Raw genomic sequence first — 18,342 nt, forward strand, 5'->3', positions numbered from 1 at the left:
CAAGCTGCACCGGTTTCTTTTTGGAACTTTTCCCTGGGCAAACTGAAAAGCTGCAATAACTCGAAAGACTTTGCTATAATCTTGGGCTTCGCGCTAGCGAACCAGAATCCAGGAGAGATGGATGAGCGGTTTAAGTCGCACGCCTGGAAAGCGTGTATAGGTTAATAGCCTATCGGGGGTTCGAATCCCCCTCTCTCCGCCAAAATGTCGTTCAAAGAAGTTCAGGCAGGATCAAAAACCCGCATTAAACCAAGTGTTTATGCGGGTTTTTTGTTTCTGGAGCGTTTTTAACGTGCATTGACATCCAGTAATTTTGGGGGCACGCTTGGGGGCATATTTGGTGCCCCCAAAACAGGATGCCCCCAAAATGCCTAAACTCGTTACCCCGCTGACCGATGTTCAGGTTAAAAACGCCAAGCCCAAGGACAAGCCCTATAAGCTTTTTGACTGCGGCGGCCCGTCGAATGGGGTAAGGTTGGCATTGAAATGACCGCTTTTTTGCCAACCTGTTGCCGTTCATCTCGCCTATACCCTTGGCTGTTTTTTCAAACTGACAGTATGTCAATCGGGGTCGACTTGACGTGCAGTTGCGCTGCGTTCGAGACAATATGCGCCGGTTCGAGCAACCAGATGCCTTGTAAACTCAAATCCATTTCTCGGTAATTCGTGCGCATCGGTCAGTCGTTCCGTGGCGCGACGTTGGTACAGCTTAAAAATATCAAAGACGACATGCAAGTCGCTGCACCGACTGCCGCATTGATGGCCGGTGCTGTCGCAGGCCGACGCAAAACGAACGAGGCAAAGCAGGTTTTATCCGTATCGCCTTGCCCCCGCCATGCCGGCGCCCATATTGAATTGCGTGGACCCGGCGCGCCTGTCGTCTATTTGCGCTGCTTTTCCACCTCGGACTGCAGATCCTTGATCAGCTTGGCATGCCCGTCGTTGGCAAACTTATACATTGCCTGGCGGGTGGTTTCCTGCATGCGTTCGATTTCCTTGTCGCTGACAACGGTGACCTGCATTCCCTTGGATTTCAGGAAGTCGATCGCCTTTGCCGATGCCTCGCGCGTGTCCTTGCGCTCGAAGTCGCGCGCGGCAAAGGCAGAGTCCTGGACCGCCTTGCGCTCGTCGGCGTTCAGGCCGTCCCACCACTTCTTGCTGGCAAGGACGATCCACGGACTGTAGACGTGCTTGGTCAGCGACAGGTATTTTTGCACTTCATAGAACTTGCTCGACTGGATGGTCGTGACCGGGTTTTCCTGGCCGTCAACAGTACCGGTCTCCATCGCGGTGAATAATTCGGAGAACGCAAGCGGGACGGCGTTTGCGCCGAAGCCCTTGAACATGTCGATGTAGACCGGGTTCTGCATCACGCGCAGCTTGATGCCCTTCAGGTCTTCCATCTTCGTGATCGGGTGCTTGGAGTTTGTCAGGTTGCGGAAACCATTCTCCCAGTAGACGAGGCCGACCAGGCCTTTTTCCTGCAGCTTCGCCATCAACGCCTGGCCGAAGGGGCCATCCAGGATGGCATCGGCTTCCTTCTCGTTGCGGAACACGAAAGGCAAATCATAGACGCCGAAGTCGCTGACGATGCCGACCAGCGTCGCGGTCGATCCTACCATCATTTCCTGCGCACCACCGATCAGCGCGTTCTGCATCTGAATATCGCTGCCGAGGCTGGCATTGCCGAAGCCCTTCATGCGTATCTTGTTGCCGGTACGTTTGGCGAGATCGTCGGCGAAGAATTTCGCAGCGCGGCCCTGGTTGCTGTCCTCGGCGAGGCCGTAGCCGAAACGGATGATGCGCGGCTGGAAATCCGCTGCCAGCGCCGCGGTGGCGGCACTTGCGACAGCGATAGCGAGAACGAGTTTCTTGAAAATGTGATTCATGACTCCTCCAGGTGTTGTAGGCAAGGGTTAGCGGAACCAGTGCAGGGGCACGGTGATGATTCCGGGGAAAACGATGAACAGCGCAATGAGCAGGATGTAGGTGAGCAGGAAAGGCCAGATGCCCTTCGTCGCGCTCTCCAGCGATATCTTCGCGACGCCGCAGACCACGTTCAGCACAGTGCAGACCGGCGGGTGGATCAGGCCCAGCGTGCCGACCAGCACAAACATCACGCCGAAATAAGTCGGATCGATGCCCGCCTTGACCGCCAGCGGCATCAGTACCGGCCCCATCACGAGGATGGTGGGCGTGAGATCCATCACCGTGCCGACCGCCAGGAGCAGCAGCATGATCGCGGCCATCAGCACACGCGGATCCTTCATCAGCGGTCCGAGGAAATCGGTGACCATGGCCGGCAAGTCGGCGAGCGTGACCATATAGGAGGAAACCAGCGCGCCGGCGCACAGGAACATCACGGTGCTGGTGGTGCGCGCAGCGTCGACCAGCAGGCGGCGAAGGTCACGAAACTTCACTTCGCGGTAGATGAAAAGCGCGACGAACAGCGAATACACCGCTGCTACGACCGCCGCTTCAGTGGGCGTGAAGATGCCGCCGCGCAGTCCGCCGAGGATGATCACCGGCAGCATCAGCGCCCAGACACCATCGACCAGCGCCCTGCGGCGCTCATCCCATCCGGCCTTCGGCTGAGGCGTGACATCCATCTTGCGCGCCAGCATGAACCACACCGCGATCAGCGCCACGCCCATCAGCACGCCGGGCACGATACCGGCCAGGAACAGGTTGCTGATGGAGGTGTTCGTCGTTACGCCGAAGATGATGAAAGGCATGGATGGCGGGATGATGGGCGCGATGATGCCGCCGGAAGCGATCAGTCCGGCGGAGCGCGGCACCGCATAGCCATGGTCGCGCATCATCGGGATCAACAGTGTGGCAAGCGCTGCGGTATCGGCGATGGCAGAGCCGGAAAGGCTGGCCAGCAGTACCGAGGCGGCAATGGTCACATAACCGAGGCCACCCCTGATATGCCCGACGAAGCCGACGGCGAGGTTGATGATGCGCTTCGAAATACCGCCCGCATTCATCAGTTCGCCGGCGAGGATGAAGAACGGCACCGCCATCAGCGGGAAGTTGTCGGCGCCGGAGAGCAGGTTCTGCGCAACCAGCTGCGCATCGAAAAAGTCGATGTGGATCATCAGCACTACGCCCGTCAGGAGCAGGGCGAAAGCGATCGGCATGCCGAGCGCCATCAGCAGCGTGAGCGAGCCGAGGAATACGGTGAGCGTCATTTCGTTACCTTTTGTTCGTAGACGGTTTCTGCAGTGGCGCCGTGGGTGCCGGGGTGTACGTCATGCGCCTGCAGCATCGCCGAGGGCGCATTGCCGGGCACAATCGCGTCCGGATGGCCGATGACGATCCGCCAGAGGTTTGCCAGCACGATGAGCATCATCGATGCGGCGCAGAGCAGGCCCGACGACGCCATGAATGCAGTGGGGTAGCCGAGCACCGTCGAGAACGTGTGCAGGCCGATCAGTGTCTGCGTCCAGCTGCCGTAGAGGAAAAGCCAGAGGCCGTAGAGCATCAGCAGGTGGCTGATGACGGCGCAGGCCTTGCGCGCCGGCTTCGGCAGCCGCGCCTGTACCAGCTCCACGCCGAGATGGGCGTTCCTGCGCAGCGCGAGAATGGCACCGAGGAAGATGAGCCAGACGAACATCAGGCGGGAAATCTCTTCCGCCGCCGCGATGCCGGTGTTGAACACATAGCGCAGGACGACGTTGCCGAACACGCAGGCAGCCATCACTGCCAGCGCCACGGCCATCAGTCCTTCGACCAGCGATTCGAGTCTTGATACGAGTTGTTTCATTGCTGTCTCCTGGATGTCCGCCGTCATGCTTTGCCGTGATGATCGAGGACGCGCTGCACGATGTCGTCCGGCACGAGCCTGATGTCAAGTTCCATGCCGGCTTCGCCGCCGGCCAGCGGTTCGAGGTCGCGCAGTTGGCTGTCGAGCAGCGACACCGGCATGAAATGGTTGGGCCGGGCTCGCATCCGCTCTTCGATCAGACCGCGGTCGCCCGTCAGGTGGATAAAGATGAGCCCGGGATCGCTTTGGCGAAGCAGGTCACGGTAGCTACGCTTGAGCGCAGAACATGACAGCACCAGGCCGCGCGATTCTTCGTGCGCGGCGGCGATCTCCGTGCCGAGGGTCCGCAGCCAGTCGCGGCGGTCGTCGTCATTGAGCGGTATGCCTGCTGCCATCTTCTCGACGTTGTGCCGGGAGTGATAGCGGTCGCCTTCGACATGGGGATAACCCAGCCGCTCCGCCAGCCGCGCGCCAATCTCGCTCTTGCCGCAGCCGCTGACGCCCATCACGACATAGCGCCTCGCATTGCCGCTTTTTTCCCACGTCGTTTCCTTGAGTCTTTCTTTCACATTCAGCTTTCTTGTTAGCGCTAACATTTATGCAAAGTTTAACGCCTGTTCCAGACATGTAAAGAAAAATCGATTGTGCTTTGCAGCAGAAATGGGCGTCAGGTGCTTTCGCGCGCCATCAGCGTGTAACCGAGGTCGATTCTGCGGTGTTCCGGCCTCTCTCCCTCGATCAGCCGCTTGAGCAGGCTTGCTGATTCGTAGCCGATCCGGTAACGCGGAGTGGCAATGGTTGTGACGGACGGGTTCATCCATGCCGATGCCGGCAGGTCATTGAATCCGCAGATTGCCAGTTTGCGGGGAATCGCGATGCCGCGCCGCTGGCACTGGTAGATCGCGCCGTAGGCAAGGTCATCGTTGCAGCAGAACACGGCGTCGCAATCGGGGGCAACCGCAAGCAGGCGCCCAACCAGTTCGGCGCCGAGCGCGATCGTCGACGGATCGGGCACCAGGATTTCCCGGCGTGCGTCGTACAGTCCTGCCTCGCGTAGCGCGTGGCGATAGCCCTCGGCGCGCTTGATGGTACGTTCGTCGAGTTGCGACGCGATGAAGCCGATGCGTCGGTAGCCCTTTTCCAGCAGGTGACGCGTAATGGTGGCGCCCGCGTCGAATTGCGAAAGCCCGACTGAATACCGATCCGGATCGTCGGAGAGGTCCATCATCGACACGGTCGGAACGCGGGAGGCGGCCAGCATCTGGCGCACCTTGTCGCTCTGCGTCAGTCCGGTCAGGATCACACCATCCGGATTGGACTGCAGGTGGATGTTGACGAGCTTTTCCTCCTCCGCGTCGGAATAGCGCGTATTGCCGATCAGCACCTGGTAGCCCTCCGCGTCCACCGCATCCTGGATGCCGGCAAGCACGTCGGTGAAGACTGCGTTCGAAAGCGAAGGGATCAACACTGCGATCACATGCGACCGTGCCGAAGCAAGTGAGCGAGCGGCACGGTTCGGCACGTAGCCAAGGGTTGCGATCGCCTTTTCGATTTGGGTGCGCAGCTCAGGCGTGACGAGTTCTGGCCGCGTGATGGCCCGCGAGGCAGTCATGGTGGAAACACCAACTGCGCGCGCGACATCCGCCAGTGTGACGCGTTGGTGTGAGCGGCCGCGTTGAGGGCTGTTGGACTTGGGCATGTATCGAAGATAATGCAATTGATAGCGCTATCTATGATAGCTGTGAATCATGCCTCCCGCGCAACAATTTTCCACGATCAGGGTTCGTGCCTTCAATGCAGAAAATGTCGACTCCAGCAGTGGGGGGGCATCACGCACGTATGTCGGTACTTCCGTTTTCGGGGCATGCTTGAGAGAGCTTGTGCCGGAAATTCGGACGTTTTGCTTCGGATACTTTGGGGTGCGCTTAAGTCCTCAAGTTTCGAGGGTTGCCTGCTTTCCATTGAGGAGAGATATCAAGTGCTCGGAAATTCATCCTGCATGAGATCAGAGAACCCATGCGGAGAAATTCCGTATGGGTTCTGTCGCTCGCGATGACCTTTTGGTTTATCCCAAGGTCGGCAACCCGGTCAGGTAACCGACGGCAGCACCTTGCAGATTGCGATAGTTCTGCTTTTCGAGCGGGTCTAGCGTTGCATAGACCTTCGAATGCAGACCTCCGGTGACGTTGCCGCTTGCATCCCTGGTCAGTTCCCAATCACCGGGGTGCTGGAAGTTGCTCATGATGTAGGCGAAGCCGTTGATGTCGTCCACTGCGTGCAGGCCTGTCGATTCGGCGCCGGCCGGGCACGACATCACGCGCGAAAGAAGCTTCGTGTCCACGTTGTAGGCCCACAGGAAGTTGTTGACATGCAGTCCGCTGTCTTCGCCGATGAAGAGTGTGCGCAGCTTCTCTGAAAACTTGATGTTGTCCGGATTGGCGATCTTGTCCGGATTGGCAAGATTGCCGATCGCATCAGGCCCTGCGAGATCTTCGCCAAGCAGGATCGCAGCCATGTCCACCGGCACCCATTGGCTGTCGATCGCCGCGCCGGTATCGTCGGTCTGCCCGCCCTTCAAGTTCAGCGCATAGATGGCGCCGGCGTTCGGGCCTTGCACCGAGATGCCGCCCGAGCCGTTTTTCATTGCCGCCTGTATGTAGCTCATCGCCAGATAGGCGATCTTGTCTCGTGCATTGACGGTGGTGCCTTCCATCTTGGTGAAACCCAGGCTGCCGCCCTTGAATGCGGCATAGCGATGGGTTTCGAGGAAGGCGGCGGCTTTTTCCTTGCCCGGCATGAATTTGACCCAGTTGCTCTTGCCGCTGAACGCAATCCTCGTGTAGCTCGCATCCGAAGGATCCGCGGTCTTGACGTCAACGATGTCGGCAGCGCTCAGGGTATCGGCCAATGTCTTGATTTCGGCGCTGGTCGCCTTGCCCAATCTGATCCAGCCGAGATCGGCCGAGCCGCCGTTTTCGGCAGTCTTTTGATTCCACTTCGCGACATACAAGGTGCCGCTGCTCAGATCACGGGCAGCGTCTGCGATGAACATGAACAGGCCGCCGTTGGTGGCGTCGTCGCCCATCAGCACGGTGCGTTCATCAGGCATGACCTGCACCAGCTCGTGCGAGATTCGCCCCAGGCAATAGTGTTTCCTGATGCTGCCGGTGCCGTCGGGATTGACGGTCACCTCCGGCAGATGCCCGTAGTGATACGGGTTTGCCCTGGTCGGGTCGCCGTACAGATTTTGGCTGAATGCCTGGAATTGCGCGTTCGTCGCGATCGCAGTCGCATCCGGTTCATACTCTTCGCTGGAGAGATGGGTATTCCACGGGGAGCGGCTTGCGCCACAGGTGATCCACAGGCCATGGACCGCGCTGGTGTCAACGTTTGAGTACTTCACCAGACTGAGTCTGCCGGTCGCCTTGTTCTGATCCAGTGTCAGCACGGCGATCGGCGATGGCAGTCGGCCGTACATCGAGTTGCCGGCTGCGTCGCGGCTGGTGTATTCGAACTGCACGACGGCAAACACCGTGTTGCCGCTGACGCCTGCGACTGTGGGATTGGAAAGGGTCAGCAGGGACGATCCGTCAGGGCAGTCCGAATAGAACTGCGGATTGCCAGCGGCCGATTTGTCCGCGATCGGCTGATTGTTGATGTCATAGTAGCCGCCACTCAGTGTTGTTCCGCCCGCCCCGTTCGGCACTTGCCCGCCAGTGATGAAAAACGCCTCATACGCCAGCGCATAATTTTGCTTCGTGCCGTCGCTGTAGCTTGCCGTCAAGCTTGAGGCAACGGTGGTTGTTGCCATTGCGGCGGCATTTGCCAATGTTGGCGCTGGCATGGCGTTGAACGTCGCCGCGCTGAACGTCACAGAAGCAAGATTTGTCGATGCGATGGCTGCCGAGCTACCGCCACAGGCAGCCAGGAGAAAGGAAGTCCCACTGCCAGCCGCAAGCGGCAAGAGCGGAGCACCGGACAATGCTTTGAGAATGCGGCGACGTGAAAGATCGAGAGACTCGCTCATCGTTTTTTTCCTTTGTTTGTTTGTCGGTGAAGGCATGCGAGCTGCCCGCTCGTTATGCGGCAAGCAGCATTCAGCGTGCATTTCAAGCATCAGAAACGAGCGCACCAGATTGTCCGGATGCGGCTCGCGTAAAAATGATAGTCAGCCACTGTGACGGGAGAGTGACATCATCGCCTGGTCAGCGCGTGGCGCCTGCATGGTGGCAGTGGAGGGCGAGGTGCGTGACCAAGGCGTTCCTGATAACGCGGAGCTTGACCTCGCGCCGTCGAACTTTCTATCACGCCGCGCAACGAATTCGCGTTGCTGCGGATTGCGGAATATCGATGCCGCATTCAATCGGATCTTGTTTCTACCGCGTCACCAGCTTGTCATATTCACTCGCTAGAGTGGAGATCTTTCCACTCGTATATTTTTTTAAGGAGTTCTGCGAATGAATGTGCTTTTCAAATCCACCCTTGCCGCTTTCGGAGTGGCGCTGACATTGTCGAATGCTGTCGCCGCCGACATTACCGGCGCGGGTGCCACCTTTCCTTATCCGATCTATGCAAAATGGGCTGCTACCTATAAAAGCGCAAGCGGCACTGGACTGAACTACCAGTCGATCGGCTCGGGTGGCGGCATCAAGCAGATCAAGGCAAAGACGGTGGATTTCGGTGCATCAGACATGCCCTTGCACGCCGAGGATCTTGAGAAAGACGGCTTGATGCAGTTCCCCGCGATCATGGGCGGGGTTGTCCCGGTAGTGAACCTGGAAGGTGTCAAACCGGGACAGCTAAAATTGACGGGGCGTGTCATTGCAGATATTTACCTGGGCAAGATCACCAAGTGGGTTCACCCCGATATCGTCGCGCTTAATCCTGGCGTAAAGCTGCCGACCGATGACATCGCGGTGGTCCATCGCGCCGATGGTTCTGGCACATCCTTTCTGTGGACTGACTTCCTGAGCAAATCAAGCATTGACTTCAAGAGCACTGTCGGCTCGGGCACCGCAGTGAAATGGCCGGTTGGCGTAGGCGGGAAAGGCAACGAAGGCGTGGCGGCGAACGTTCAACGGATCAAGGCATCGATCGGCTATGTTGAATACGCGTACGCAAAGAAAAACAATATGCAGCATACGCAATTGCAGAATCTGGATGGCCAGTTTGTGCAACCGGACGACGCGACATTCAAGGCCGCCGCTGCCGGCGCTGAGTGGACGAAGACGCCGGGCTTCGCGGTTGTGTTGACGAATCAGCCTGGCAAGGCCAGCTGGCCGATTACTGGCGCATCCTTCATTCTGATGCACAAGGCGCAAGCGGATGCGACGAAGGCGAAAGAAGCGCTCAAGTTCTTCGATTGGGCATACAAGAATGGTGGCGCAATGGCTGCGGAGCTCGACTATGTTGCGATGCCGACGGCCGTGGTCAAGCTGGTGGAAGATGCGTGGAAATCGCAGCTCAAAGACCAGGCTGGCAAAGCGATCTGGTAATCCAGTACCTCCTTGATGCAAGCGTCTTCCTGCGGTCCCGGTCGCAGGAAGACGTTTTCCATTTCCCATGCGACGAGAAACCGTCCGGTTCTTGAACGTCCGATGAAGATGATCTTCTGCGTCCTGCGCAAGGTCACGTCGCGGTAACAATGCGCATGTATGATCTCTTCCAACTGCTGTACATGCAAACGATATGCATGACGGCAGGCAGGTACGCCACCAGGTCCGCACAGAAGCGGGGTGGTGTACCGACCACCCCACCGCCGCCAGCCCGCGTTCTTGAATGAATGCATCTCTCACATGCAATGACGACATGTTCTGATGTTCCGCGTCGGGAGCATCGGGTCACATGAGGATGGATCTTTGATCTGGACGAAGCAGGTGTCTGGCGTTCAAACTTCGATTCCGTATCAGCCGGTGCCTCGGATACTGGCATCCGTCTCAACGTTCCGATAGCGCCATTGCGAATGGCATTCTTATAAAAAGGTGTGCGGCGACTTGCATGAAAAAAGGCGCGCCGTTTTGAACAGCGCGCCTTTTGTCCTCGCAGCGGGCGCATGCCCGCGGCAACTTAGAAGCGGTGGCGGACACCGACCATGAAGGTTGAGGGATCAGCGCCTGCGGACGCTGCACCGTTCAATGTGGCGCCCGCGTCATTCGTGGTGCGTGCATACATGGCGTACAGGTTCGTGCGCTTGGACAGGTTGTGGAGGTAGCCCAGTGCGATCTGATTGGCGTCGCGGCTGGTACCGCCGGTGCCGGCGATATCGTCGCGACGCAGGATGTACGACGCCAGGATCGTGCCTGCGCCAACCGGTGCGCTAACGCCGATCATTGCGTCATCACGATCAAGATTGGTTACGCCTGCGGCGCTTTCGCCCTTGGAACGGGAATACGCGGCATGCAGTTTCGCGACGCCGAAATCATAGGTGCCGCCCAGCATGGTGGTTTTCGCGTCGCCAGCCGGGGTTGCCGGAAACGCGGTCGCGGTACCGCCGCCAAGCAGGTTTTGCTTGTGATAAGCGACGACGATGTTGAGCGGGCCGTTGGCGTAGCCGCCCGACACACCGATTTGACGGCCGGCCGAATTGTCACCTGCGATCTCGCCGAAGCTGTACGCAAGCTGGCCGGAGAAGCCGCCGATATTCGCAGTCGTATAGTTCAGCGTATTGTCAGTGCGTTCGCCATGCACATTGAATACGTTGGCAGCATTGCCCGCACCCCCGAGGCCAAAGGGATCGATGCTTTCGAGGGCGACGCGAATGGGGGCGTACTGGCGGCCGAGCTTGATGGCGCCAAAACCGCCGGACAGGCCGACGAACGCCTGGCGACCAAACAGCCGAGTCAGTGCCGGCGTGCTCGCGCTGGCGGCAATGCCTTGGCCCAGCGAGCCATCGTCAATATTGAATCCGGTTTCCAAGGTGAAGAGGGCGGACAGGCCGCCGCCGAGGTCTTCGCTGCCTTTGAAGCCGATGCGGCTGCCGGACTGCAGGCCACTGTCGAGGCCCCAGGTCTTGCTGTTCGTCGATGCACCGTTGTCGCGATAGCGAATGCCTGCATCGGCGACGCCATAAATCGTCACGTTTGTCTGCGCCGAAGCGGCGCCTGCGAATACACCAAATACAGCAATGGCGAGAAGCGATTTTTTCATTGTTGAGTTTCCCAGGTAGATACGGTTTCTTTGACGCCTACAAGTTAATGGCAACTAAATAGACAGGCAGGATTCTGCGCAGAGGAAATTACCGCGTGATGACAAATCGTGTGGCGTTGCTTCAACCGGACTGTGGCGATATGCACAAAAAACCCGCTTGCCTTTCGGCATCGGGTCGACTTGATCTTCCGGGGGATTGAGATAACGATATGGACGCGAACGAAAAATGACGTGGTGATGACGTATGCTTCGGATCTCTTGCGCGATAGCTTTTTGGCGTTCAGCGTTCGCGGTATATAAGCACCAGTGGCGCCGGCACGACGGCAACGATCGGCTCCCACCGCCAAGCTGCGAGAGGCAGTATTTCAAGCGGGGCGGCGTAGTGTGTAGTGCCCAGGATTCCTGTGGAAGGCGATTCCCCTTTCTTGCTTCCATTGACATTCGGAAATTTTGAAGGCACGCTTAGCGGCATATTTTCACGGTCCCAAATCAGGACGTTACAAAGATGCAAAGACTCGTTATACCGCAAGCGTACGTGCACATAAGATGCCTGGAGGCAATGCGCAGTCCATGTAAGCTCGAGATCCGATACAGATCGCTCGTCGGGTGGCCGCGCAACGATTGCGGCGCTTGAAAACGCTCCCGCAAATATGTTCACGCTCAACATGGTTCTCGATGAGCACGCGGACAGGCTGCGTGTTCGGCCGCCCGCAGCCGCCCTGGAAAAGGGGCCTGGATGGAAAGCGGAGTTTGATGTTTGCGTTATGTAATCGGATACATGACGCATGTAAAAAGACAATCCTGAGGCGGTCAATGAAGACAAGTATGGAATTCAGCACCAGGACGCAGTTGCTTTCGGTAGTCGTTCCTTGCTTTAACGAGGAGGAGGTAATCGGAGAAACGACGAAGCGGCTGAGGCTGTTCTGCGCTGAATTGCAGGACCTCGATGTCGAACTGATTTTTGTCGATGACGGCAGTCGTGATCGCACACGCCAACTATTGAAGGGCTTCGCGTTGGAAGATCCGCGCATCAAGATAATTGGTTTTGCGCGAAATTTTGGCCATCAGATCGCCGTAACTGCAGGTATCGACGCCGCCAAGGGAGATGCGGTCGTCCTCATTGATGCTGATCTGCAAGATCCGCCCGAGGTTATTCACGAGATGGTAGCCAAATGGCGAGAGGGCTTTGATGTGGTCTACGGCACCCGCACGGAACGACTGGGGGAATCGGCCTTCAAGCGGGCGACCGCCCGCGGCTTCTATCGGGTGCTCAATCGCCTGTCCGACATTCCCATCCCACTGGACACCGGAGACTTCCGCCTGATGAGTCGCGATGTCGTTGATACGCTCCGGGCGATGCCGGAAAGGGATCGTTTCATACGGGGGATGGTGAGCTGGGTTGGATTCAAGCAGATTGCTTTGCCCTACAAGAGAGGAGAGCGCTTTGCCGGAGAGAGCAAATACCCATTAAGAAAAATGCTGCGCTTCGCCACGGACGGCATCCTGTCATTTTCGACAAAGCCGCTCCAGATATCGGTTGCGATGGGGATGTTTTCCGCCTCTCTTGCGCTTCTTGGCATCTTCTATGTGCTGTTTCTGCGCTTATTCACCAGCATTTGGGTGGAGGGCTGGACCGCCATCATGATCGCTGTCCTGTTCATGGGCGGTGTGCAGCTGATCAGTGTCGGCATTCTTGGTGAATATGTCGGCCGCATCTACAACGAAATTAAGAATCGTCCGCTTTACGTTGTGCAGGAGTATCTGGGTTTTGAAAAGAGCGGGCCAGCCATGTCCCGCAGTCCTGTCATGGTCAACCGATGACTGTGAAGAAAACGATACGCCTGGCACTCGGGATGTTGCTTGCGGGATTGTTCGTTTGGCTGGTCTTCCGCCAGATCAGTCTGGAAGAAGTCAAGAAGGCCTTCAAAAACGCAAATCTGTTTCTGGTAATGGCGGCACTAGGGGCATTTTTTGTTGGCTACTCATGCCGAATTGCGCGCTGGAGACTGATGCTGGAACAGGATAATCCACGCTTGCGCTGGAGCGATTGTGCCGGCCCGTTAATGGCGAGTGTCGCAGCGAACAACATATTGCCTTTCAGAGCGGGCGATCTGTTGCGCGCCTTTGGTTTTAACCAGCGACTGAATATCAGTGCCGCCACTTCGGTCACGACCTTGTTCGTTGAACGTCTTCTCGATTTGCTCATGGTTGCCACACTATTGGGGGCGGTGGTTACCTGTTTTGGCATGGACTCCTCGCGATTCATCGGTGTCGGTGGAGTCGCACTGCTGGCAGGCGCGGCAGTTATCTTGTTCGTCCTGCTGTTTCCAACATTTTTTGTGTCGCCGGCTATGGCGATGGCGAAAGTGATGGTCCGGATCGCGCCCAATGCCGGGCACAAAATCTTCGACCAGGTCAACAAAGCTTTTGCGGCGCTGCAGTACATGGCCGGGGGGGCGACCATGGCAAAGCTGGTTTTATGGTCGTTGCTGGCATGGATTGCCGAAGGCGGCGTGTTCTGGTTTGCCGCACTGGCATTGCCAGCTGTTCTTTCCCCCATTGCTGCTTGGCTCGCTCTTCCGGTCGGCACGCTGGCTACTGTTATTCCAAGCACCCCCGGGTATGTCGGGACATTTGATTTTTTCACCGTGAGCGCCATGACAGCGCTCGGCAACTCAGTGGCGGCTGCAACAGGGTATGCACTTCTTGTGCATGCCCTGCTTTGGATTCCGCCAACAGTCGTCGGCGGGCTGTACTTGTTGCAGCACCCGATAAGACCAGGTGACAAATCGAAGGAAGCATGAGGATGAGTTTGTCTCACAAGACCCAGGTGACGATAGTCGGTGGCGGCTTTACTGGTTTGGCCGCAGCCTATGAATTGGTCAAAAAGGGTATCCAGGTCACGGTTCTTGAGGCTGAGCCGGAACTAGGCGGACTGGCTGCCGCTTTCGAGGTGGGAGGGGAAAAGCTCGATCGCTTCTACCATCACTGGTTTACAAATGACCTTGAAGTCATGGGTTTGATAGATGAGCTCGGACTGAACGATCGTGTTGAAATCAGTCCGACCAATACCGGCGTCTATTACGCGAACAATATCTTTCGGCTTTCCACCCCGTGGGATCTCCTGAATTTCACGCCACTCAGTTTTTGCGATCGAATTCGTTTAGGTTTGCTGGCGTTGCGCGCACGTCGAGTCACGGATTGGAAGTCTCTCGAAAGCAAGACCGCGCATGAGTGGCTGCGTGAACTTGGCGGTGAAGAGGTGTACAGGGTGGTGTGGCAGCCGTTGTTGAAAGGGAAATTCGGCCCGTATGCCGAGGAAGTTTCGGCGGTCTGGTTCTGGAACAAGCTCAAACTACGGGGTGGCAGTCGTGGCAAAGGCGGCGAAGAGCGTCTTGCCTATTTCAAGGGGGGCTTCGTCGCATTGGCTGAGGCAATCGCGGGCAAAATACGGGAATTGGGTGGCCGTATTGAAGTCTCTGCACCCGTGCTAAATATCGGATTGTCGGATGGGAAATGGACGATCACGACAAGCAAAGGAGATGTTTCATCTGAACGCGTCATCGCTACGACCGCATTGCCGCTTGTGGCCGGCATGATCGGAGGCTGGGCCAGCAGCGACTATATCGAACGTCTTGAACGTATTCGATACATTGGAAATGTTTGCCTGATTCTTGAACTCGACCGGCCGCTATCCAAGACCTATTGGTTGAATGTGAACGACCCGAGCTTTCCGTTTGTCGGCGTCATTGAACATACCAATTTTGAACGCCCGGAGACCTATGGCGGGCGACATATCGTCTACCTCTCAAAATATCTGCCACACACGGATCATCTGTATTCCATGAGTTCTGACGAATTCCTTGAATACGCGCTTCCATTTCTAAAAAAAATGTTTCCGTCGGTGGAGCGTAGCTGGATCCAAAAATATCACTTATGGCGCGCTCGATGGTCGCAGCCAGTTGTCGAAAGACATTACAGCGGCCTCATTCCAGATGAAAAAGGCCATGAAGCCGGTTTTTACATCTGTTCGATGGCACAAATCTACCCTGAAGACCGAGGGACAAACTACGCCATTCGTGGTGGCGTCGATATCGCGCGAAAAGTGTGGTCTTCTTTTGAAACGAGGAAATGACATGGCAATTCAATTCCGCGAGCACAGAGGTAACTCGCTCGCAATTGTTTGTGTGGTTATTACACTTGGCATAGTCCTCAGGTTATGGGCCGCTTTGCGGGGACACAACTTCGATGTCGATTCGTACAGAATTGTTGCGGATATTGTTGCTGCGGGCGGCAATGTGTACGCCGAAACGCGTCGGTATAACTATGGGCCGATCTGGTTTCATATTCTTCATTACCTAGACGTTATCCCTTGGCCGGGCGTCGATGCATTGACATCATTGCGGATCAAAGTCGCTGAATTTTTGACGGTAGTTGATTTGTGTATTTATTTTTTCCTGCTCAGGCGTTATTCGAATGCCGTTGCTGCCCTGTTTTTCCTTAATCCGATATCGGTATTGATCACAGGTTACCACAGCCAGTTCGATAACCTAGCCGTCTTGTTGGCCTTGATAGCGGTGGCAGACTATCATGAAGAAAAAGGCGTTGGTGTGCGGCTTTCCTGTTTGATTGGTATTGGATTATCTCTGTCCGTCAAACACTTACTATTTGTATTCCCCCTATGGATGGCGTTCAGGGAGCGGATTTGGTCGAGACGCCTATTTGTCTTGCTAGTGCCTTACCTGGTATTCATGTCGGGCTTCGTGTTTTATCTCCCCCAAGGATTGCAGGGGATCATCAGTAATGTGTTTTTGTACAAATCGTTTGACAATGCCCCGTTCTGGGCAATTTTTGCACCCAGCGTTGTTTTTAATGCTTTTCCCAAAATAGACTTGTTCATTAGTGCATTGGCATTGCTTGGGATATGGGCTCGTCAAAAGTCACCGCTTGAAAGCCTTCATCTTTACCTGATATCGCTGGTGACTTTTTCATCGGCCATCGCCAATCAATATCTGTCCATTCCGACAGCATCGATCGCGGTTTTCTGGAATTGGGCTTATGCCTTGTACTCGCTCGTCGGAGGGCTGTATTTGACAGTTGAAGGTAATGGATTGCACCTGGAATATGTTCGTAACCTTTTGCATTGGAACGGAAGCACCGGCTACCACTGGCTTATTTTCTTGCTCGCGATTGGGTTGTTATTCACTGTCCTTGGCAAACAAAGGGCGGGCACCTATTTCAGAAACTGTGTTGGTTTCATGCGATCGCGGATTCAGGAAGCGAGAGTCCAGATCAACGCTCCCTGGTGAGTTCATCGATTCTCTCGATCATTGCAACCACATGTTCTACTGGAAAGGCAGAGATTAGTGCGTTCATCAAGATCCCGAAATGAGCCAAGCAAAAAAGTATGCTGCCCTTCTTGTGGTCAGAAGGCGGGCGTGCCTCTGGTATGGGGCGATCCGGATGAAGAAACCTGGGCGGCTTATCAGCGTGGCGAATTGATCTTGGCCGGCTGCATGATCAAGCCAGTTGGCGGGGCGGCCCCTGACTATGCTTGTTTGAACTGCTGCCATCGATGGATATCGCAAGACGATTTTCTGGAACGCTCCTAGGCTGATACAGCAGCTGCTGCAGATACAGGTGGCGGTTCGACAGGACGCATCGATGGACATAAAAAAGCCCGCGAACCATGCGGCTGCGGGCAAGACTTTCATCAGTAGGGAGGGAACTGACGGAGCCACTTTACTCGGATGGCCGTCGTCTCTCTGCAACAATTACAACTGTTTACCTCGAACACACTACGATACATTCGGCTACCTGCTGACAGATGCCCGGATGCTGGCCGGGCACATCAAGTGCGACCGCTGACCAGACTAGAATTGGGAGTGAACGGTTACAGTACCCGCGGGAACTCCCTGAGCCAGGCTGAAGGAGCCATCATGCTGCACGACGAATTGCTCGAATCGATCAGCTTGCACCAATTGCTCCCTTCGTCGCTCGCGCCATGGCGACCGCTGCTTGCCGATGGCATGACGTTCTTTCTCGGGCATTTGCCGGCCCATCGACAGGAAGAAATATTGGCGCACCAGTTGGCGCTCCCTGCGCGCGCCGATGCACCGATTCGTCTGGCGACCCTGCTTGTGCAGTGCCCCACGCTGCATAAGCTGGGACAGGTGCTGGCGCGCAACCGACAGCTTCCCGAGGAAATACGGCACCAGTTGCAAAAGCTGGAGTCGATGCCGCCCACCACGCCAATGGAGTCGGTGCTGACCCGGCTTCACGATGAACTGTCCGATGATCCGCCGGTGGACGTTGCGCAAGATGCCCTGGCCGAGGGGAGCGTCGCGGTGATTGTGCCATTCACCTACAGGGAAAACGGGCAAGTGCGTGACGGCGTTTTCAAGGTGCTCAAGCCGGGGATCGAGGAGAAGTTCGACGATGAGATCGCCGTGTGGGGTGCATTGGGAACGTTTCTGGAAGAGCGTGGCCGGAATTTGGGCCTGCCCGCCCTGGATTATCGGCATACGCTCGACAGCGTGCGCGAACTGCTGACCAATGAAATCCACCTACGGGTTGAGCAGCACAACATGCGAGCGGCGAGAGCATTCTACGCGCACGATCCGCGCATCCTTGTACCACGCCTGCTGCCGTGGTGCACGCCGCGAGTGACCGCGATGGAACGGATTTTCGGTGTAAAAGTGACCGACGCACGGCTATCCAGGCTGCGCCGCGCGGACCTGGCGTCGACCCTTGTTTCCTCCTTGGTGGGGCAGCCGTTCTGGAGTGTCGCGCAGTCAGCCATGTTTCACGCCGATCTCCATGCGGGAAACCTGTTCGCGACGGACGACGGCCGGCTGGCGGTCTTGGACTGGAGCCTGACGCTGCGTCTCTCGAAGGCTGACCGGGGCTTGCTTGTGTCCATCATCCTCGGAGGCTTGACGCTGGACGGCGAGCGCATTTGCAAGGCGGTGGCGGCACTCGGGACGATCGCGGCGGATGATCCGATACTTGAGCGCGCGGTTGAGCGGGCACTCGACCGGGTAGCATTTCAAGGGCGCTTTCCGGGATTCGACTGGGTACTGGATTTCCTTGACGAGCTTGCGCTGGAGACTGCGACCGGGTTTCGGGAGGATTTTGTGCTGTTCCGGAAGACGTGGTTTTCGCTTTCCGACGTGATTGGTGACATGGTGGGCGCATATTCGCCCGACATTCCCTTGCTGATGGCAGGGCTGACCCGATTTATCGCCGAATTGCCCGAGCGATTGTTTGCCCGCCCCGAGTCGACCTGCTATTCGACGCATCTCTCCAACGCTGACATGATGCAGGCCAGCGCTTCGGCATGCCTGATTCCCGGGCGCTACTGGGCAAGATGCTGGCAGGGCCTCGTGCCGCGCGAGTTCTCCCCGGAATGATGCAGGCCGCGCCTG

Annotated in this window: 15 protein-coding genes and 1 tRNA gene; 9 read left to right on the forward strand and 7 right to left on the reverse strand. The window is 56.9% G+C overall.

All coding sequences use genetic code 11. From position 1 onward, the window contains the following. Positions 1-111: 111 nt before the first annotated feature. Together E6W33_RS04310 and E6W33_RS27795 are read left to right on the forward strand one after the other, a co-directional pair. Positions 112-202 (forward strand) — tRNA-Ser (locus E6W33_RS04310). 165 nt (positions 203-367) lie between these two features. After that, positions 368-490 (forward strand): hypothetical protein, encoded by a 123-nt coding sequence (locus E6W33_RS27795; protein WP_282183677.1) that lies wholly within the window; start codon positions 368-370, stop codon positions 488-490. Positions 491-881: 391 nt separating this feature from the next. Here the strand turns inward: E6W33_RS27795 and E6W33_RS04315 are convergent, their stop codons facing one another. From E6W33_RS04315 to E6W33_RS04340, 6 genes are all read right to left on the reverse strand, one after another. Then, entirely contained in the window at positions 882-1,889 is a 1,008-nt protein-coding gene (locus tag E6W33_RS04315) for a TRAP transporter substrate-binding protein (protein ID WP_136414706.1), read from the reverse strand. Between the two features lie 27 nt (positions 1,890-1,916). After that, positions 1,917-3,194 (reverse strand): TRAP transporter large permease subunit, encoded by a 1,278-nt coding sequence (locus E6W33_RS04320; RefSeq protein WP_136414708.1) that lies wholly within the window; start codon positions 3,192-3,194, stop codon positions 1,917-1,919. Continuing rightward, complete coding sequence (locus tag E6W33_RS04325) at positions 3,191-3,769, reverse strand: TRAP transporter small permease (RefSeq protein WP_136414710.1); 579 nt, start codon at positions 3,767-3,769, stop codon at positions 3,191-3,193. Before E6W33_RS04325 ends, E6W33_RS04320 begins: the two co-directional genes overlap by 4 nt. Before the next feature lie 23 nt (positions 3,770-3,792). Continuing rightward, positions 3,793-4,338, reverse strand: coding sequence for a gluconokinase (locus tag E6W33_RS04330; RefSeq protein ID WP_348983147.1), 546 nt, complete (start codon positions 4,336-4,338; stop codon positions 3,793-3,795). Between the two features lie 98 nt (positions 4,339-4,436). Next, the gene (locus tag E6W33_RS04335) at positions 4,437-5,468 is read right to left on the reverse strand and encodes a LacI family DNA-binding transcriptional regulator (RefSeq protein WP_136414712.1); all 1,032 of its coding nucleotides are present in this window, start codon (positions 5,466-5,468) and stop codon (positions 4,437-4,439) included. Between the two features lie 366 nt (positions 5,469-5,834). After that, positions 5,835-7,580 (reverse strand): alkaline phosphatase PhoX, encoded by a 1,746-nt coding sequence (locus E6W33_RS04340; RefSeq protein ID WP_247869513.1) that lies wholly within the window; start codon positions 7,578-7,580, stop codon positions 5,835-5,837. Between the two features lie 31 nt (positions 7,581-7,611). On the opposite strand from E6W33_RS04340, the gene E6W33_RS27435 reads away from it, so the two are divergent. Both E6W33_RS27435 and pstS read left to right on the forward strand, forming a co-directional pair. Next, positions 7,612-7,950 carry a hypothetical protein gene (locus E6W33_RS27435; RefSeq protein ID WP_247869514.1) on the forward strand — a complete coding sequence of 113 codons (339 nt, stop codon included), beginning with the start codon at positions 7,612-7,614 and terminating at the stop codon, positions 7,948-7,950. 276 nt (positions 7,951-8,226) lie between these two features. Continuing rightward, positions 8,227-9,264 (forward strand): phosphate ABC transporter substrate-binding protein PstS, encoded by a 1,038-nt coding sequence (gene pstS / locus E6W33_RS04345; RefSeq protein ID WP_136414717.1) that lies wholly within the window; start codon positions 8,227-8,229, stop codon positions 9,262-9,264. Positions 9,265-9,835: 571 nt separating this feature from the next. Here the strand turns inward: pstS and E6W33_RS04350 are convergent. After that, the gene (locus E6W33_RS04350) at positions 9,836-10,915 is read right to left on the reverse strand and encodes a porin (protein WP_136414719.1); all 1,080 of its coding nucleotides are present in this window, start codon (positions 10,913-10,915) and stop codon (positions 9,836-9,838) included. 825 nt (positions 10,916-11,740) lie between these two features. Between E6W33_RS04350 and E6W33_RS04355 the strand changes: the two genes are divergently transcribed. From E6W33_RS04355 to E6W33_RS04375, 5 genes are all read left to right on the forward strand, one after another. Beyond that, positions 11,741-12,736, forward strand: coding sequence for a glycosyltransferase family 2 protein (locus tag E6W33_RS04355; RefSeq protein WP_247869515.1), 996 nt, complete (start codon positions 11,741-11,743; stop codon positions 12,734-12,736). Further along, positions 12,733-13,719, forward strand: a complete 987-nt coding sequence (locus tag E6W33_RS04360) for a lysylphosphatidylglycerol synthase transmembrane domain-containing protein (RefSeq protein ID WP_247869516.1) — start codon at positions 12,733-12,735, stop codon at positions 13,717-13,719. The genes E6W33_RS04355 and E6W33_RS04360 overlap by 4 nt, the downstream gene beginning before the upstream one ends. Before the next feature lie 2 nt (positions 13,720-13,721). Continuing rightward, the gene (locus E6W33_RS04365; protein ID WP_136414724.1) at positions 13,722-15,050 is read left to right on the forward strand and encodes an NAD(P)/FAD-dependent oxidoreductase; all 1,329 of its coding nucleotides are present in this window, start codon (positions 13,722-13,724) and stop codon (positions 15,048-15,050) included. A gap of 1 nt (position 15,051) precedes the next feature. Beyond that, positions 15,052-16,224 carry a hypothetical protein gene (locus E6W33_RS04370; RefSeq protein WP_136414726.1) on the forward strand — a complete coding sequence of 391 codons (1,173 nt, stop codon included), beginning with the start codon at positions 15,052-15,054 and terminating at the stop codon, positions 16,222-16,224. Between the two features lie 630 nt (positions 16,225-16,854). Next, the gene (locus tag E6W33_RS04375; RefSeq protein WP_136414728.1) at positions 16,855-18,327 is read left to right on the forward strand and encodes an AarF/UbiB family protein; all 1,473 of its coding nucleotides are present in this window, start codon (positions 16,855-16,857) and stop codon (positions 18,325-18,327) included. The last annotated feature ends 15 nt before the right edge of the window (positions 18,328-18,342 follow it).

The organism is Herbaspirillum sp. ST 5-3 (assembly GCF_004804275.1).
Taxonomy (GTDB): domain Bacteria; phylum Pseudomonadota; class Gammaproteobacteria; order Burkholderiales; family Burkholderiaceae_D; genus Noviherbaspirillum.